The 15,554-nt window shown below is 70.8% G+C and carries 13 protein-coding genes; 9 read left to right on the top strand and 4 right to left on the bottom strand.

Features of this window, described 5'->3' with window-relative positions; genetic code table 11:
- Positions 1 to 16: 16 nt before the first annotated feature.
- Together IDM46_RS01835 and glmS are read right to left on the bottom strand one after the other, a co-directional pair.
- On the bottom strand, positions 17 to 1,468 hold the full coding sequence (locus IDM46_RS01835; RefSeq protein ID WP_182823091.1) for a bifunctional 2-methylcitrate dehydratase/aconitate hydratase: 1,452 nt from the start codon (positions 1,466 to 1,468) through the stop codon (positions 17 to 19).
- 30 nt (positions 1,469 to 1,498) lie between these two features.
- A complete protein-coding gene (glmS, locus tag IDM46_RS01830; protein ID WP_182823093.1) occupies positions 1,499 to 3,328 on the bottom strand; it encodes a glutamine--fructose-6-phosphate transaminase (isomerizing) in 1,830 nt (609 codons plus the stop codon).
- A 192-nt stretch (positions 3,329 to 3,520) separates the two neighbouring features.
- On the opposite strand from glmS, the gene IDM46_RS01825 reads away from it, so the two are divergent.
- The 7 genes from IDM46_RS01825 to IDM46_RS01795 are packed head-to-tail and all read left to right on the top strand — an operon-like array spanning position 3,521 to position 11,105.
- Entirely contained in the window at positions 3,521 to 4,816 is a 1,296-nt protein-coding gene (locus IDM46_RS01825; RefSeq protein ID WP_182823095.1) for an efflux RND transporter periplasmic adaptor subunit, read from the top strand.
- A gap of 1 nt (position 4,817) precedes the next feature.
- Positions 4,818 to 5,033, top strand: a complete 216-nt coding sequence (locus IDM46_RS01820) for a hypothetical protein (protein ID WP_182823097.1) — start codon at positions 4,818 to 4,820, stop codon at positions 5,031 to 5,033.
- A 33-nt stretch (positions 5,034 to 5,066) separates the two neighbouring features.
- The gene (locus IDM46_RS01815; RefSeq protein WP_182823099.1) at positions 5,067 to 5,795 is read left to right on the top strand and encodes an ABC transporter ATP-binding protein; all 729 of its coding nucleotides are present in this window, start codon (positions 5,067 to 5,069) and stop codon (positions 5,793 to 5,795) included.
- 46 nt (positions 5,796 to 5,841) lie between these two features.
- A complete protein-coding gene (locus tag IDM46_RS01810; protein ID WP_185115228.1) occupies positions 5,842 to 7,152 on the top strand; it encodes an ABC transporter permease in 1,311 nt (436 codons plus the stop codon).
- A gap of 48 nt (positions 7,153 to 7,200) precedes the next feature.
- On the top strand, positions 7,201 to 8,433 hold the full coding sequence (locus IDM46_RS01805) for an ABC transporter permease (RefSeq protein ID WP_185114651.1): 1,233 nt from the start codon (positions 7,201 to 7,203) through the stop codon (positions 8,431 to 8,433).
- Between the two features lie 9 nt (positions 8,434 to 8,442).
- The gene (locus IDM46_RS01800) at positions 8,443 to 9,795 is read left to right on the top strand and encodes a sigma-54 dependent transcriptional regulator (RefSeq protein WP_182823103.1); all 1,353 of its coding nucleotides are present in this window, start codon (positions 8,443 to 8,445) and stop codon (positions 9,793 to 9,795) included.
- Entirely contained in the window at positions 9,795 to 11,105 is a 1,311-nt protein-coding gene (locus IDM46_RS01795; protein WP_223877999.1) for a PAS domain-containing sensor histidine kinase, read from the top strand. The genes IDM46_RS01800 and IDM46_RS01795 overlap by 1 nt, the downstream gene beginning before the upstream one ends.
- A 19-nt stretch (positions 11,106 to 11,124) precedes the next feature.
- Here the strand turns inward: IDM46_RS01795 and glmU are convergent, their stop codons facing one another.
- Positions 11,125 to 12,516, bottom strand: a complete 1,392-nt coding sequence (gene glmU, locus IDM46_RS01790; protein WP_185115227.1) for a bifunctional UDP-N-acetylglucosamine diphosphorylase/glucosamine-1-phosphate N-acetyltransferase GlmU — start codon at positions 12,514 to 12,516, stop codon at positions 11,125 to 11,127.
- A 60-nt stretch (positions 12,517 to 12,576) separates the two neighbouring features.
- Between glmU and IDM46_RS01785 the strand changes: the two genes are divergently transcribed.
- A complete protein-coding gene (locus IDM46_RS01785) occupies positions 12,577 to 14,634 on the top strand; it encodes a hypothetical protein (protein WP_185114650.1) in 2,058 nt (685 codons plus the stop codon).
- A complete protein-coding gene (locus tag IDM46_RS01780; protein ID WP_182823107.1) occupies positions 14,631 to 15,014 on the top strand; it encodes a GtrA family protein in 384 nt (127 codons plus the stop codon). The genes IDM46_RS01785 and IDM46_RS01780 overlap by 4 nt, the downstream gene beginning before the upstream one ends.
- Positions 15,015 to 15,125: 111 nt before the next feature.
- On the opposite strand, the gene IDM46_RS01775 is transcribed toward IDM46_RS01780, so the two are convergent.
- Positions 15,126 to 15,551, bottom strand: coding sequence for a F0F1 ATP synthase subunit epsilon (locus IDM46_RS01775; protein ID WP_182823109.1), 426 nt, complete (start codon positions 15,549 to 15,551; stop codon positions 15,126 to 15,128).
- Positions 15,552 to 15,554 lie beyond the last annotated feature (3 nt).

Here is a 15,554-nt window from a genome sequence, read left to right as displayed (position 1 = left end):
GGGTCGCCGACCGGCTTCAGATCACGTAGAGATCGACGTATTCGTGCACCGGCAGGGCCTCCAGCGTCGCCTGGTCGAGGCTGGCGGCCAGGATCGCGCGCTGCTGCTGCTCCGGGAAGCGCCGCGCCAGGTTGGTGCGGAACTTGGCCTCCAGCAGCGGGATGCCCTCTTCGCGCCGCCGCGGGTGTCCGACCGGATATTCCACCGCGACTTCGGCAAGCCCGGTTCCGTCGCTGAACTCCACCGCCAGCGCATTGGCGATGCTGCGCTTGTCGGGGTCGTGGTAGTCGGCGGTGTAGCGCGGATCCTCGACGCAGGTGATCTTCGCCCGCAGGCGGTCGATGCGCGGATCGGCGGCCACATCGTCCTCGTAGTCGGCGGCGGTCAGGCGCCCGAACACCAGTGCCACCGCGACCATGTACTGGATGCAGTGGTCGCGGTCAGCCGGATTGTCCAGCGGGCCCTGCTTGTCGATGATGCGGATGCAGGCCTGTTGCGTGCGGATGGTGATCCCGGCGATGTCGTCGACACCCTTGCCGGCGGCCGCGAGCTGCCCATGCAGGAGCAGCGCCGCCTCGACCGCGGTCTGGCCGTGGAACTCGGCCGGGAAGCTGATCTTGAACAGCACGTTTTCCATCACGTAGCTGCCGTAGGGGCGCTGGAACCGGAAGGGCTCGCCCTTGAAGGAGACGTCGTAGAAGCCCCACGTGGGCGCGGTCAGTGCGCCGGGGTAGCCCATCTCCCCGGTCGCCGCGATCAGCGCCAGGCGCACGGCGCGGCTGGTGGCGTCGCCCGCGGCCCAGGATTTTCGGCTGCCGGTGTTGGGCGCGTGCCGGTAGGTGCGCAGGCTCTGCCCGTCCACCCACGCCAGCGACACCGCGTTGAGGATCTGCTCGCGCGACAGGCCCAGCAGCCAGGCGACCACCGCGGTGGATGCCACCTTCACCAGCACCACGTGGTCCAGGCCGACACGGTTGAAGCTGTTCTCCAGCGCGAAGCAGCCCTGGATCTCGTGCGCCTTGATCATCGCCGCCAGCACGTCCCGCATCGCCAGCGGCGGCCTTCCCGCGGTCACCGCGGTGCGGCTGAGCCAGTCGGCCACCGCGAGGATGCCGCCGAGGTTGTCGGACGGATGCCCCCACTCGGCGGCCAGCCAGGTGTCGTTGAAGTCCAGCCAGCGGACCATCGCGCCGATGTTGAAGGCCGCCTGCACCGGGTCGAGCTGGAACCGTGTGCCGGGCACCTTGGCGCCGTCCGGCACCACCGTGCCGGGCACCAGCGGGCCCAGCAGCCTGGTGCATGCCGGGTACTCCAGCGCCTCCAGGCCGCAGCCCAAGGTGTCGATCAGGCAGTTGCGCGCGGTCTCCCAGGCGAGAGGCGAGTCGATCACGTAGCCGGCGACATAGTCGACGATGTCGACCAGCACCTGGTCGGGTGCGGGACGGACGTTGCTGACGGGTGATGACATGGCGGCCCTCGCTTGCAGCACGCCTGGAACCTACTCCACCGTTACCGACTTCGCCAGGTTGCGCGGCTTGTCGACGTCGGTGCCGCGCGCCAGCGCCACGTGGTACGCCAGCATCTGTACGGGAATCGTGTGCACGATGGGGCTCAGCACCCCGACGTGGCGCGGAGTGCGGATCACGTGCACGCCTTCCGACTCGCTGAAGTTGCTGTCGGCGTCGGTGAACACGAACAGTTCGCCGCCGCGCGCGCGCACTTCCTGCATGTTGGACTTCACCTTTTCCAGCAGCGAGTCCTTCGGCGCGATCACCACCACCGGCATGTCCGCATCGACCAGCGCGAGCGGGCCGTGCTTGAGCTCGCCAGCCGGATACGCCTCGGCGTGGATGTAGGAGATTTCCTTGAGCTTGAGCGCGCCTTCGAGCGCGATCGGGTAGTGCACGCCGCGGCCAAGGAACAGCGCGTTGTCCTTGGGCGCGAAACGCTCGGCCCACAGCGCGATCTGCGGCTCCAGGTTGAGCGCGTGCTGCACGCTGCCGGGCAGGTGGCGCAGCGCCTCGATGTACTCGTCTTCCTTCTCTTCCGGCAAGCGGCCGTTGAGCTTGGCGAGCGTGGCCGCAAGCGCGAACAGGCCGACCAGCTGGGTGGTGAACGCCTTGGTGGAGGCGACGCCGATCTCGGCCCCGGCGCGGGTGTAGAACACCAGCTTGCTGGCGCGCGGGATGGCGCTCTCGGGCACGTTGCAGATCGACAGCGTGTGGTCGTGGCCCAGCGATTTGGCGTACTTCAGCGCCTCCATGGTGTCGAGCGTTTCGCCCGATTGCGAGATGGTGACGATCAGGTGCTTCGGGTTGGCGACCGCGGTGCGGTAGCGGTACTCGCTGGCGATCTCGACGCTGCACGGCAGGCCGCTGATCGCCTCGATCCAGTAGCGCGCCACCGAGCCCGCGTAGAAGCTGGTGCCGCAGGCGAGGATCTGCACGCCGTCCACGTCGCCCAGCACCGCGGCCGCGTCGGCGCCGAACAGTTCGGGCACGAACCGCCCGGCGTCGATGATCGCCTCCATCGTGTCGGCCAGCGCGCGCGGCTGCTCGTGGATCTCCTTCTGCATGTAGTGCCGGTACGGACCGAGCTCCAGCGATGCCAGCGAGACGTCGGACAGGTGCTCCTCGCGGGTGACCGGCTGGTCGTCGGCGCCGAACACGCGCACGCCCTCGCGGGTCACCTCGGCGGTGTCGCCCTCTTCCAGGAAGATCACCCGGCGCGTGGCCTGCAGGATCGCGGACACGTCGGAGGCGACGAAGTTCTCGCCTTCGCCCAGGCCCACCAGCAGCGGGCAGCCCATGCGCGCGCACACCAGGCGCCCCGGCTCCTTGCGGCTGACCACGGCCAGCGCATAGGCGCCGTCGAGTTCCTTCACCGCGCGTTGCAGCGCACCCAGCAGGTCGTCGCCATCCTTCAGGTAATGGTGGATCAGGTGCGCGATGACCTCGGTGTCGGTCTGCGATTCGAAGGTGTAGCCGAGATCCTTCAGGCGCTCGCGCTGCTCCTCGTGGTTCTCGATGATGCCGTTGTGCACCAGCGCCACGCCGTGGCTGACGTGCGGATGGGCGTTGCTTTCGGTCACGCCGCCATGGGTGGCCCAGCGGGTGTGGCCGATGCCGAGCTTGGCCTCGAAGCCTTCGCTGCCGGCGGCGGACTCCATCTCCGACACGCGCCCGGTGCGGCGTACGCGGCGTACGTCGTCGCCATCGACGACCGCGATGCCGGCCGAATCGTAGCCGCGATATTCAAGCCGCTTGAGTCCTTCGATCAGGACCGGAACCACATCGCGATCCGCGATCGCGCCGACGATGCCACACATGTGCTGGAACCCCTTCCTTTGGAACCACAAGTCTAACGGGGAAAGGCGTCCGGGCCGTCCGCGCGGACAGCCAGGCGTCCGCGCGGACGCCTGGACGCACTGATTAAATATCGTACTTTCAATGACTTGCAGTTGGCACGCAGCTTGCGTCAATCAAGTCGACCCGACCCCGAACACGACAGACCGCCCGCCATGGACCAACGCTCCCGCATCCGCGACACCGCCAGCCAGGACCAGGTGCTCGCCACGCCGCGCGGTGCCCTTGGTGGCCGCAAGCCATGGCTGGTCGGCGGCGCCGTGATGATCGCGCTGGTCGCGGCGATCGCCTGGCTCGCCAGCGGCTGGTCGGCGGGCGGTCGCTCCTATGACGCCTCACGCCTGCGCGTGGCCGAGGTCACCCGCGGCGAGCTGGTGCGCGACCTGTCCGCTGATGGCCGCGTGATCGCCGCCAACAGCCCCACGCTGTACGCGATCGCTGCCGGCACCGTGGCCCTCAAGGTGGTGGCCGGCGACGTGGTCAAGCAGGGCCAGGAGCTGGCGGTGATCGACAGCCCGGAACTGCGCAGCCGCCTGGTGCAGGAAGAATCCGCGCTGGCCGGCATGGAGGCCGAGGCCAGCCGCGCGCTGCTCGACGCGCGCCTGGCCAAGTCGGATGCGCGCAAGCAGCTCGACCAGGCCGGGATCGACCGCACCGCGGCCGAGCGCGACCTGCAACGCTACCAGCGCGGCTTCGATGGCGGCGCCGTGCCGCAGGTCGACGTGGCGCGCGCACAGGACGCGCTGAAGAAGGCCGACCTCGGCCTGTCCGCCGCGCGCCAGGAGTTCTCGCTGTCGGCGCAGGGCGCCGAACTCGACGCCCGCAACAAGCGCCTGATGGCCGACCGCCAGCGCGCCGTCGCCGGCGAACTCGCCCGCCAGGTCGATGCGCTCACCCTGCGCGCGCCGTTCGACGGCCAGGTCGGCCAGGTGCAGGTGCCGCAGGGCACCAGCGTCGCCGCCAACGGCCCGGTGCTCGGCGTGGTCGACCTGTCGGTGTTCGAACTCGAGATCAAGGTGCCGGAGAGCTTCGCGCGCGACCTTGCGATCGGCATGCCGGCGCAGGTGACCAGCACCGGCAAGACGTTTCCGGCCGAGGTCTCCGCGGTGTCGCCCGAAGTGGTCAATGGCGAAGTGAATGCACGCCTTCGCTTCGCGGAAAACAGCCAGCCTCCGGGCCTCCGGCAGAACCAGCGCCTGTCCGCGCGCATCGTGCTGGACACGCGGCCGGACACGCTGATGGTGGAGCGCGGCCCGTTCCTGGAACAGGACGGCGGCCGCTTCGCCTACGTGGTCCAGGACGGCAGCGCCGTGCGCCGTCCGATCCAGACCGGGGTCAGCAGCCTCGGTGCGGTTGAAATCCTCTCCGGCCTCGAGCCGGGCGAACGGGTCGTCGTGTCCGGAGCCGACCAGTTCGACAGTGCAGAACGCGTCCGGATCTCTGGAGACTGACATGGCCACCCCGAACTTCGCCTTCCACTTCCCCCAGGCCTGGGACGCCCAGGACCTTGCCGACGCCGTGCCGCTGCGCCTGTCCGAGCTGCCGTCGTTCGATGCGCTCGCCGACGGGCATGGCGGTGCCTCCGCCAACGGCATGGCGCATGCGTACCGCGCGACCCGCCAGGGGTACCTGCGCAACTCCGACCTCGCTCCCTTCCGCATCGGCTGAAGCCGGTACGCACCGACCATCCAAGGATCTCCCATGCTCAACATGCGCGGCGTCACCAAGGTCTACCGCACCCAGCTCGTCGAGACCCACGCCCTGCGTTCGCTCGACCTGCACGTCGGGGAAGGCGAGTTCGTCGCCGTCACCGGCCCGTCGGGCTCCGGCAAGACCACCTTCCTCAACATCGCCGGGCTGCTGGAGACCTTCACCGGCGGCGAGTTCAGCCTCGACGGCGAGAACGTCAAGGACCTCGACGACGATGCGCGCAGCAGGCTGCGCAACCAGAAGATCGGCTTCATCTTCCAGAGCTTCAACCTGATCCCCGACCTCAACCTGTTCGACAACTGCGACGTGCCGCTGCGTTACCGGCGCATGCCGGCCAGCGAGCGCCGGCTGCGCATCGAGGACGCGCTGGGCATGGTCGGGCTGGGCTCGCGCATGAAGCACTTCCCGGCGGAGCTGTCGGGTGGCCAGCAACAGCGCGCGGCGATCGCGCGTGCGCTGGCCGGCAGCCCGCGCCTGCTGCTGGCGGACGAACCCACCGGCAACCTCGACTCGCAGATGGCGCGCAGCGTCCTGGAGCTGCTCGAGGACATCAACCAGCAGGGCACCACCATCGTGATGGTGACCCACGACCCGGAGCTGGCTGCACGCGCGCAGCGCAACGTGCACATCGTCGACGGCATGGCCACCGACCTGTCGGTGGAGCCGAGCCTGGTGCGGATGGCGCAGTCCGCGCGCGGCATCGCTGAAACCAACACCTGAAGGACCCGCCATGTCCACGCTCACAGACCGGCTGTTCGGCGACAGCATGTTCGGCTACTACGCGAACCTCGCGCTGCGCAGCTTCCGCCGCAACCGCGTGCTCACCGCGCTGATGGTGCTGGCGATCGCGCTCGGCATCGGCGCCAGCATGACCACGCTCACCGTGTTCCACGTGCTCTCGGGCGATCCGATCCCGCAGAAGAGCGACAAGCTGTTCTACCCGCAGCTGGACCCGCGGTCGATGAACGACTACACCCCCGGCGAAGACCCGGAGGAACAGGTCACCCGGTTCGACGCCGAAACCATGCTGCGCGAGAAGCGGGGCGACCGGCAGACGATGACCACCGGCGGCAGCGCCAGCATCGAGCCCGAGGTGGAGGGTCTGGATCCGTTCCTGGTGGATGCGCGCTATGCGACCAGCGACTTCTTCCCGATGTTCGACCTGCCGTTCCTGCACGGCAGCGGCTGGCCGGCGAACGCGGACGACAACCGCGAGCGCGTGGCGGTGATCGCGAAGTCGCTCAACGACAAGGTGTTCGGCGGCGCCAACAGCGTCGGCAAGACGCTGCGCATCGACAAGGAAGCGTTCCGCATCGTCGGCGTGATCTCCGACTGGCGGCCGACGCCGAAGTTCTACGACATGAACAGTGATCGCTACGGCGAGCCGGAGCAGGTGTTCGTGCCGTTCTCGACCTCGCGCGACCTGAAGATGGGGCGCAACGGCAGCATGAACTGCTGGGGCGAGTCCGGCAGCGACCCCGAGGGCAGCACCGGCGTGAGCGCGCCCTGCGTGTGGATCCAGTACTGGGTGGAACTCGGCACGCCGGAGAAGGTGGCCGACTACCGCCAGTACCTCGCCAACTATTCGGCGCAGCAGCGCGCCGCCGGCCGCTTCGAGCGTCCCGACAACGTGCGCCTGAGCAGCGTCATGGAATGGCTGGATTTCAACCACGTGGTGCCGGGTGACGTACGCCTGCAGGTGTGGCTGGCGCTCGGCTTCCTGCTGGTGTGCCTGGTCAACACGGTGGGCCTGCTGCTGGCGAAGTTCCTGCGCCGCAGCAGCGAGATCGGCGTGCGCCGCGCGCTCGGCGCCTCGCGTTCGGCGATCTTCACCCAGTGCCTGGTGGAGGCCGGCGCGATCGGGCTGGCCGGCGGGGTGCTCGGGCTGGGCCTGGCGCAGCTCGGGCTGTGGGCCGTGCGCCAGCAGCCGGCGAGCTACGCCGAGCTCGCGCGCCTGGATCCGCTGATGCTGCTGGCGACGTTCGTCCTCGCCGTCGTCGCCAGCCTGCTGGCGGGCATCCTGCCCGCCTGGCGCGCGATGCAGGTCACCCCGGCGATCCAGCTCAAGACCCAGTAGCCCTTCGCCCGCCCACGCGGCGGGCACCCCGACTCCCGGAGCATCTCCATGGACATCCGTCCGATCCTCTCCACCCTGCTGCGCCACAAGACCGCCGCGGCGCTGATCGTGGTCGAGATCGCGCTCTCCTGCGCGATCATCTGCAACGCGCTGTTCCTGATCGGCAACCGCGTCGAGCGCATCAGCCTGCACAGCGGCATCGCCGACAACGAGCTCGTCCGCATCCAGATCACCGGCATCGGCGAGGACGAGAACGCCGCCGCGCTGACCCGCGCCGACATGACCGCGTTGCGCGGACTGCCGGGGGTCAAGGCCGCGGTCGCGACCAACCAGGTGCCGTTCTCCAACTCGTCCTGGAACACGTCGGTGAACCTGCAGCCCGACCAGCCGCGGCCCACCGCCGGACTCACGATGTACATGGGCGACGAGCATTTCCTGCCGACGTTCGGGCCGACGCTTGTCGAGGGCCGCAATTTCAACGCCGACGAGATCCAGGAGTGGGACGTGATCGACGCGCCAGGCGCCGATCTCGCGCCACCCGCGGTGATCATCACCCGCAAGGCCGCGGAGAAGCTGTTCCCGGGCGGGTCGGCACTCGGCAAGCAGGTGTACATCAGCCGCGACAAGCCGACGCCGGTGATCGGCGTGGTCGACCACCTGATCCGTCCCAGCGACCAGGGTGGCCCTGCGGAAAAGGAGTTCTCGATGATCCTGCCGGTGCGCCTGCCGTACACGGTCGGCAACAACATCATGCTGCGCACCACGCCGGAGCGCCGCGCGGAAGTGCTCGCGGCCGCGAAGGAAGTGCTGAAGGCAAACAGCCCCAACCGCATCATCCTTGAAGACAACACCAAGACCGTCGCGGAGCTGCGCCAGGAGTACTACCAGGCCGATCGCGCGATGGTCTGGCTGCTGGTGGCGGTGTGCATCGCGCTGCTGGTCGTCACCGCGCTCGGCATCGTCGGCCTCGCCAGCTTCTGGGTGCAGCAGCGCACCAAGCAGATCGGCGTGCGGCGCGCGCTCGGCGCCACGCGCGGACAGATCCTGCGCTATTTCCAGGTCGAGAACTTCCTGCTGGCGACCGTCGGCATCGTGATCGGCATGGTGATGGCGTATGCGATCAACCAGCTGCTGATGGGCCGCTATGAACTGCCGCGGCTGCCGCTGGCGTACCTGCCGATCGGCGCGCTGGCGCTGTGGTTCCTCGGCCAGCTCGCGGTCTACGGGCCGGCGCGCCGCGCGGCGATGGTGCCGCCGGCGGTCGCCACGCGCAGCGTATGATCGGCGCCCATGCCCACCGTCCTGGTCATCGATGACAACCCCGCGGTTGCCACCGCGCTCGAAGTGCTGTTTTCGCTGCACGACATCGACACGGTGGCCGCCGAATCGCCCGGCGACGGCCTGGCCCGGCTGGCCGCGGGTGGCATCGACCTGGTGATCCAGGACATGAACTTCCTCGCCGACACCACGTCGGGCGAGGAAGGCACCGCGCTGTTCCATGCCATCCGCGAACTGGAGCCTGACCTGCCGGTGGTCCTGCTGACGGCGTGGACGCACCTGGAGTCCGCGGTCGACCTGGTCAAGGCGGGCGCCGCCGATTACCTCGGCAAGCCCTGGGATGACCGCAAGCTGCTGGCCACCGTCAACAACCTGGTGGAACTGTCCGAGGCGCGCCGCGAGCTCGCCCGCCACCGCAGCGGCGAGCGCCGTCGGCGCGACGCGCTGGAACGCGACAACGACCTGCGCGGCATGGTCTATGCCGACCCGGCCAGCGAGCGCCTGCTGGCGCTGGCCTGCCAGGTGGCGCGCTCCGAGCTGCCGGTGCTGGTGACCGGCCCGAACGGCGCCGGCAAGGAGAAGATCGCCGAGATCGTGCACGCGAACTCGCCGGTCGGCGCAGGCCCGTTCGTCGCCCTCAACTGCGGCGCGCTGCCGGCCGAGCTGATCGAAGCCGAGCTGTTCGGCGCCGACGCGGGTGCCTACACCGGTGCCGGCAAGGCGCGCGAGGGCAAGTTCGAGGCCGCCGATGGCGGGACGCTGTTCCTCGACGAGATCGGCAACCTGCCGGCGGCCGGCCAGGTGAAGCTTTTGCGCGTGCTGGAGACCGGACGCTTCGCGCGCCTGGGCTCCAACCGTGAACGCCAGGTCCGGGTGCGCGTGGTCAGCGCCACCAACGCCGACCTCGCGGCGATGATCGCCGACGGGCGGTTCCGCGAAGACCTGTACTACCGGCTCAACGCGATCGAACTGAAGGTGCCGCCGCTGGCGGAGCGCCGCGACGACATCCTGCCGCTGGCGCGCCTGTTCCTGCCGGCCGGCCGCCAGCTCGGCGCCGACGCCGCGGCCGCGCTGCTGGCCCATGCCTGGCCGGGCAACGTGCGCGAGCTGCGCAACGTGGTGCAGCGCGCGGCGCTGCTGTCGCCGGGCGAGGTGATCGCCGCGCCGGCGCTGGGCCTGCCGAGCGCCGTCGCCGCCAGCCCGGCGGGTGCGCCTGCAGGCGGCGGCGACGAGCCCGACCGCGCGGCCATCGAGGCCGCACTGGCCCGCGCCCGGGGCGTGCTGGCGCAGGCCGCGGCCGAGCTGGGCATGTCGCGCCAGGCGCTGTACCGGCGCCTCGAACGCCTCGGCATCCGCCGCGACTGATGGCCCGCCGCCGGCCGCCGCTGTGGCTGGCGTTCACCGCGGTGGCGTGCGCCTACATGCTGCTGGCCGCGGCGCTTGCGCTCGCGCTGCACGATTGGCTGCAGCTCACGCCATGGCTGGCCATTCCGCTCGCGGCACTGCTGCCGCTGCCGCTGCTGGCCTACCACGCGCGCCGCCTGCTGCAGCCGGCGCGCGCGCTGTTCCGCGCGCTGTCAGGCAGCGTGGCCGCGTACCGCGACGGCGACTACAGCTTCGGCATCGCCTGGGATGGCAGCGGCGAGCTTGGTGACCTCGTTGCCAGCCACCGCGCGCTCGGCGACACGCTGCGCGAGCAGCGCCTGCGCCTGGTGCAGCGCGAACTGCTGCTCGACACCATGGTGCAGAACACGCCGGTGGCGATGGTGCTGGTCGATGCCGGCGGCCACGTGGTGCTCGGCAACCTGGCCGCGCGCAGGATGCTCGGGGGTGGCCGCAGGCTGGAAGGCATGCCGTTCGAGGCCGTGCTTGCACAGGGGCCCGCGGCGCTGCGCGAAGCCATCGAGCGTGGCGGCGACGGCATGTTCACCGTCGGCCGCGACGATGACGAGGACATCTACCACCTCTCGCGCCGCCTGTTCCGCCTCAACGGCCGTCGCCATGAGCTGGTGCTGCTGCGCCAGCTGACCGCCGAGCTGCGCCGCCAGGAAGTGCAGACCTGGAAGAAGGTGATCCGCGTGATCAGCCACGAGCTCAACAACTCGCTGGCGCCGATCGCATCCCTCGCCCACTCCGGGGCCGAACTGCTGCGCCGTGGCCAGCTCGAACGCCTGCCGGCGGCGCTGGCGACGATCGAGGAGCGCGCGCGCCACCTGGATGGCTTCCTGCGCGACTACGCGCGCTTCGCGAAGATGCCGGCGCCGCGCCTGGAAACGTTCGACTGGAGCGGGTTCGTCACCCGCCTGCACGGCCAGGTCGCGTTCGCCACCGAGGGCACGCCGGAAGGCCACGGCCGCGCGGACGTGCCGCAGCTCGAACAGTGCCTGCTCAACCTGCTGAAGAACGCGCATGAATCCGGTTCGCCCGACGACGAGGTGCGGCTGGCGTTGCGGCGCCTGCCCGACGCCTGGCGCATCGATGTGCTCGACCGCGGCACCGGCATGAACGAGTCGGTGCTGTCGAATGCGCTGCTGCCGTTCTATTCCACCAAGCGCCACGGCACCGGCCTGGGCCTGGCGCTGGCGCGCGAGATCGCCGAGGCACACGGCGGACGCATCGCACTGGTCAACCGTGACGGCGGTGGCCTGTGCGTAAGCATCCATTTGCCGGCCTGAGGTGCCGGCTTGCGCGGGTTCAGTCCTTGCGCACCTTCACCGGCCGCTGCCAGCCGTCGATGCTGACCTGGCGCGCGCGTGCCACCGTCAGCTTGCCCGCGGGCGCGTCGTTGCCGATCACCGATCCCGCGCCGATCGTGGCATCGCGGCCGATGGTCACTGGCGCGACCAGCGCGGCATTGGAGCCGATGAAGGCGCCGTCCTCGATGGTGGTGGTGGCCTTGTTGGCGCCGTCGTAGTTGCAGGTGATGGTGCCGGCACCGATGTTGACGCCGGCGCCGATGCGCGCGTCGCCGAGATAGCTCAGGTGGTTGGCCTTGCTGCCGACGCCGAGCTGCGCGTTCTTGGTTTCCACGAAGTTGCCGACGTGCACCCCGTCAGCCAGCACCGTGCCCGGGCGCAGGCGCGCGAACGGACCGACCTGCACCGCGCCTTCCGTCCGCGCGCCGTCGATGTCGCAATGGGCGCGCACTTCGGTGCCGGGGCCGAGCTCGGCGTCGCGGATGCGGCAGAACGGCCCGATGCGCACGCCGTCGCCCAGCACCACGCGGCCCTCGAACACCACGTCGACGTCGATCTCCACGTCGTGGCCCACCACCACTTCGCCGCGGATGTCGACGCGCGCGGGGTCTACGAAGCGCGCGCCCTGCTCGCACAGCGCGCGCACCAGGCGGCGCTGCATCGCGCGCTCCAGCTGCGACAGCTGCCAGGGATCGTTCGCCCCTTCGGTCTCGACCGGGTCGGCCACGGCCACCATCTCGGCGGCGCTGTACTCGGCGGCAGCCATCGCGAACACGTCGGTGAGGTAGTACTCGGCCTGCGCGTTGTCGGCCGACAGCCGCGCCAGCCAGCCCTTGAGCGCCGTCGACTCGGCCGCCAGCACGCCGGTGTTGACCGTGGCGATGCGGCGCTGGTCGGCGGTGGCGTCCTTGTGCTCGACGATGGCGCCGACGTTGCCTTCGGAGTCGCGCACCACGCGGCCGTAGCCGGTGGGGTCGTCGAGCTCGGCCACCAGCACCGCGAGCCTGCCACCCGCGGCGAGCAGGCGCTGCAGCGTGGCCGTGGTGATCAGCGGCACGTCGCCGTACAGCACCACCACCTGGGCACCATCCGGCACGCCGGGCATGGCTTCGCGCACCGCATGCCCGGTGCCGAGCTGGCGCGCCTGCTCCACCCAGCGCAGGTCGGGCTGGTCGGCGAACGCGGCCTGGACCTGGTCACCGCCATGGCCGTGCACGACATGGATGGCGGCGGGCGCGAGGCCGCGCGCCGCGGCGATGACATGCGCCAGCATCGGCCGCCCGGCGATCTTCTGCAGCACCTTGGGCAGGCGCGACTTCATGCGCTTGCCCTCGCCCGCGGCCAGGATCACCACGTGGATGTCGGGGGTCGGCTGGTCCTGGATCGGCATCATGCGTCCTGCTGTCGTAGTCGCGGCCATTCTAATCGGCGGGCTGATAGCATGCGCGCGATGTTGCGAGCCGTTCCGACGGGGCCGCCCCCGCAGACCCCGACGACGACGCACGCGCGCGCCAGCCGCTGGCGCGCGCTGCTGCTCTGGGCGGGGGCTGCGGCCTGCATCGCCGGCATCGTCGGACACGACCTGTTCGCCGAATGGGTGCCGTCGCGCACCACCGCGTTGCTGGTGATCGTGCTCGCCGCGCTCGCGCTCGCCGCCGTGTTGCGGCGTGTCGCCGGACTGGCCTGGGCGCACGGCCTGCTGCTTGCGTGGCTGCTTGCGCTGCTGCTGTTCGCCGGGCCGCTGCCGGTGCTGGCGACACTTGCCTGCGCCGCGGCCGCGATCGCGCTGGGCCGCGGCCTGCTTCCGGACGCGGGCGTGGCGGCGGCCTGCGCCATCGGCCTGGCGCTGGTGGCCGGCGTGCTCGGCTGGTTGCTGCCACTGCCGGTGCACGGGCGCTGGACGTACCTTGCCGCGATCGTCGTGGTGCTCGCACTGCGCGGCCGCGACCTCGCTGGCGCCATGCGGCAGGCGTGGCAGGGCTGGCACGTCGCTGTGGCCGGCGCACCAAGGGCCGCGGCCGCCGCGGTGCTGGTCGCCGGACTCGCCGGTACCGGCTGCTGGGTCCCCACCGTGCAGTACGACGACCTCGGCTACCACGCACTCTTGCCGTGGATGCTGCAGATCGACGGACGCCATGCGCTGGATCCCGATATGCACGCCTGGGCCGTGGCGCCGTGGGCGGCGGACGTGGTGCAGGCGCTGCCGCAGGTGCTGGCCGGCATGGAGGCACGCGGCGCGGTCAACGCGTTGTGGCTTGCCCTCACCGCGACCGCGCTGTGGCAGCTGTGCGCGGCGTTGGGCGGCGACGCGCGCCAGCGCTGGTGGACGGTGGCGCTGTACGCCAGCCTGCCGCTCACCGCGGTGCTGGCGATGGGCATGCAGACCGAACTGCAGACGGCGGCGTTGCTGGCCTGGGCTGCGGTGCTGGCGCTGCGCCCGCCGTCGGTGCGCACGCTGTGGGCGGCCTGCGCCCTGGTCGGCGCGCTGGTGGCGACCAAGCTCGCGGCCGCCGGATTTGCCGCGATGCTCCTGCCGTGGCTGCTGTGGCGGCAGCGGCAGGTGCTGGGCTGGCGCAGCCTGTCCGCCGGCCTGGCGCTCATCGCCGGCCTGGGCGGCAGCAGTTACGCCTACGCCGCCTGCGTCGCCGGGAATCCGGTGTTGCCGCTGCTCAACGGCGTGTTCGGCTCGCCGTACTTCGCCACGCAGGATTTCGACGACCCGCGCTGGCATGCGGGGGCCGGCCCGGACCTCGCCTGGCAGCTCACCTTCGATACCGGGCGCTACCTGGAGGCCTATGCCGGCGGCGGCGGCTTCGTGCTGGTGGCGCTGGCGGGTGCCTGGCTGCTGGCGCTGCTGGCGCCGCGCACGCGCGCGCTCGCGGCGCTGGCGCTGGCGATGGCGGTCGCGCCGCTGCTCGCCACGCAATACCTGCGCTATGCGCAGCCTGCGCTGGTGCTGGTGCTGCCGGCGCTGGTGGTGGCCGCCGCGGCCGCCGCCCCGCGCAGCGCGCATGTGCTGCTGGCGGCGACCTGCGTCGCCAACCTGCTGTTCCAGGCCAACGGCCACTGGATGCTGCGCACCGGCATCGTCAAGGAGACGGTGATGGCGGCCGGGCGCGACGCGCCGGTGTGGCTGGAGTACGCGCCGGAGCGCGTGCTGGCGCAGCAGGTGCATGCGCGCCGCGCCGCGGAAGGTGGACGCGGTACGGTGCTGTCGCTCGCGAGCGCGGCGCCGATGGCGGCGGAGTTCGGCGCCGCGGCGCGCACCATCGGCTGGTACGACCCGTCGCTGCAGGCGGCGGCGCAACGCGCCGACCAGGATGCCAGCGGCCGCGCCTGGGCAGGCCTGCTGCGCAGCGAACATGTCCGGGACGTGTTGCTGCGGCCTGGCGAACTGCACGCGGCGCGCGCGGCGGGGCTGCGGGCCGTTGGCGCGACGCGCGAGGCGGCCGCGGGAGCGGCGGAATGGTGGCGCGTGCCGCCGCGCGCCACGGTGGCCTCGCCATGAGCCTGATGCGGCAGGGGCCGCGCTTCGTCGTCATCGGCGGCATCCAGTGGCTGCTTGACTGGGGCGTGATGGTGGCGCTCAGCCACTTCGGGCTGCGCATCGGCCTGGCCAACGTGTCGGGGCGCGTGTGCGGCGCGCTCGTCGGCTTCTGGCTCAACGGCAAGATCACCTTCACCGGCGACGAGCATCGCATCGGGCGACGGGCGCTGCTGAGGTTCGTCGTCACCTGGCTGGTGATGACGCTGGTGAGCACCGTGGCGATCGAGGCCATCGATGACGACCTCGGGCGCAAGTGGGCGTGGCTGGCCAAGCCGCTGGTCGAGGCGGTGCTGGGCCTGTTCGGGTTCCTGGCCTCGCGGCACTGGATCTACCGCCGCTGAGTCCGTCCGGCGCCCGGCCCGCGCCGCCTGCAGTCACATGCAAAAAAGCCCCGCACATGGCGGGGCTTTCGCGTCCGGGCGGCGGCGGGAACGGCCCGTCGACCGTCGCGGTCAGTGCTTCAGGTTCTTGCGCAGGCGTTCGAGCGCCTGCAGCTGGGCGCTGACTTCGGCAAGCTTCTGCTGCGCCTCGGCGATGTCCATCGCCTCGCCGCGGCCGGCAAGCACGCGCTCGGCTTCTTCCTTGGCGGCACGCACGGCGGCTTCGTCGATCTCGTCGGCGCGCACCGCGGTGTCGGCGAGGATCGTCACCACCTGCGGCTGCACCTCGAGGATGCCGCCGCTGATGGCGAAGTCGAGCTTCTCGCCGTTGGCCAGGGTGACCACGACCTTGCCGGGCTTGAGGCGCGTGATCAGCGGTGCGTGGCGCGGCGCGATGCCGAGCTCGCCGATCTCGCCGGTGGCGACCACCATGGTGGCCTCGCCGCGGAAGATCTCCGCCTCGGCGCTCACGATGTCACAACGGATGGTCGGGGCCATGGC

Origin of the sequence: Luteimonas sp. MC1825 (assembly GCF_014764385.1) — a bacterium.
GTDB lineage: Bacteria > Pseudomonadota > Gammaproteobacteria > Xanthomonadales > Xanthomonadaceae > Luteimonas.
Note: the sequence above shows the minus strand (reverse complement) of the source record. Positions and strands in the feature narration are given on the sequence as shown.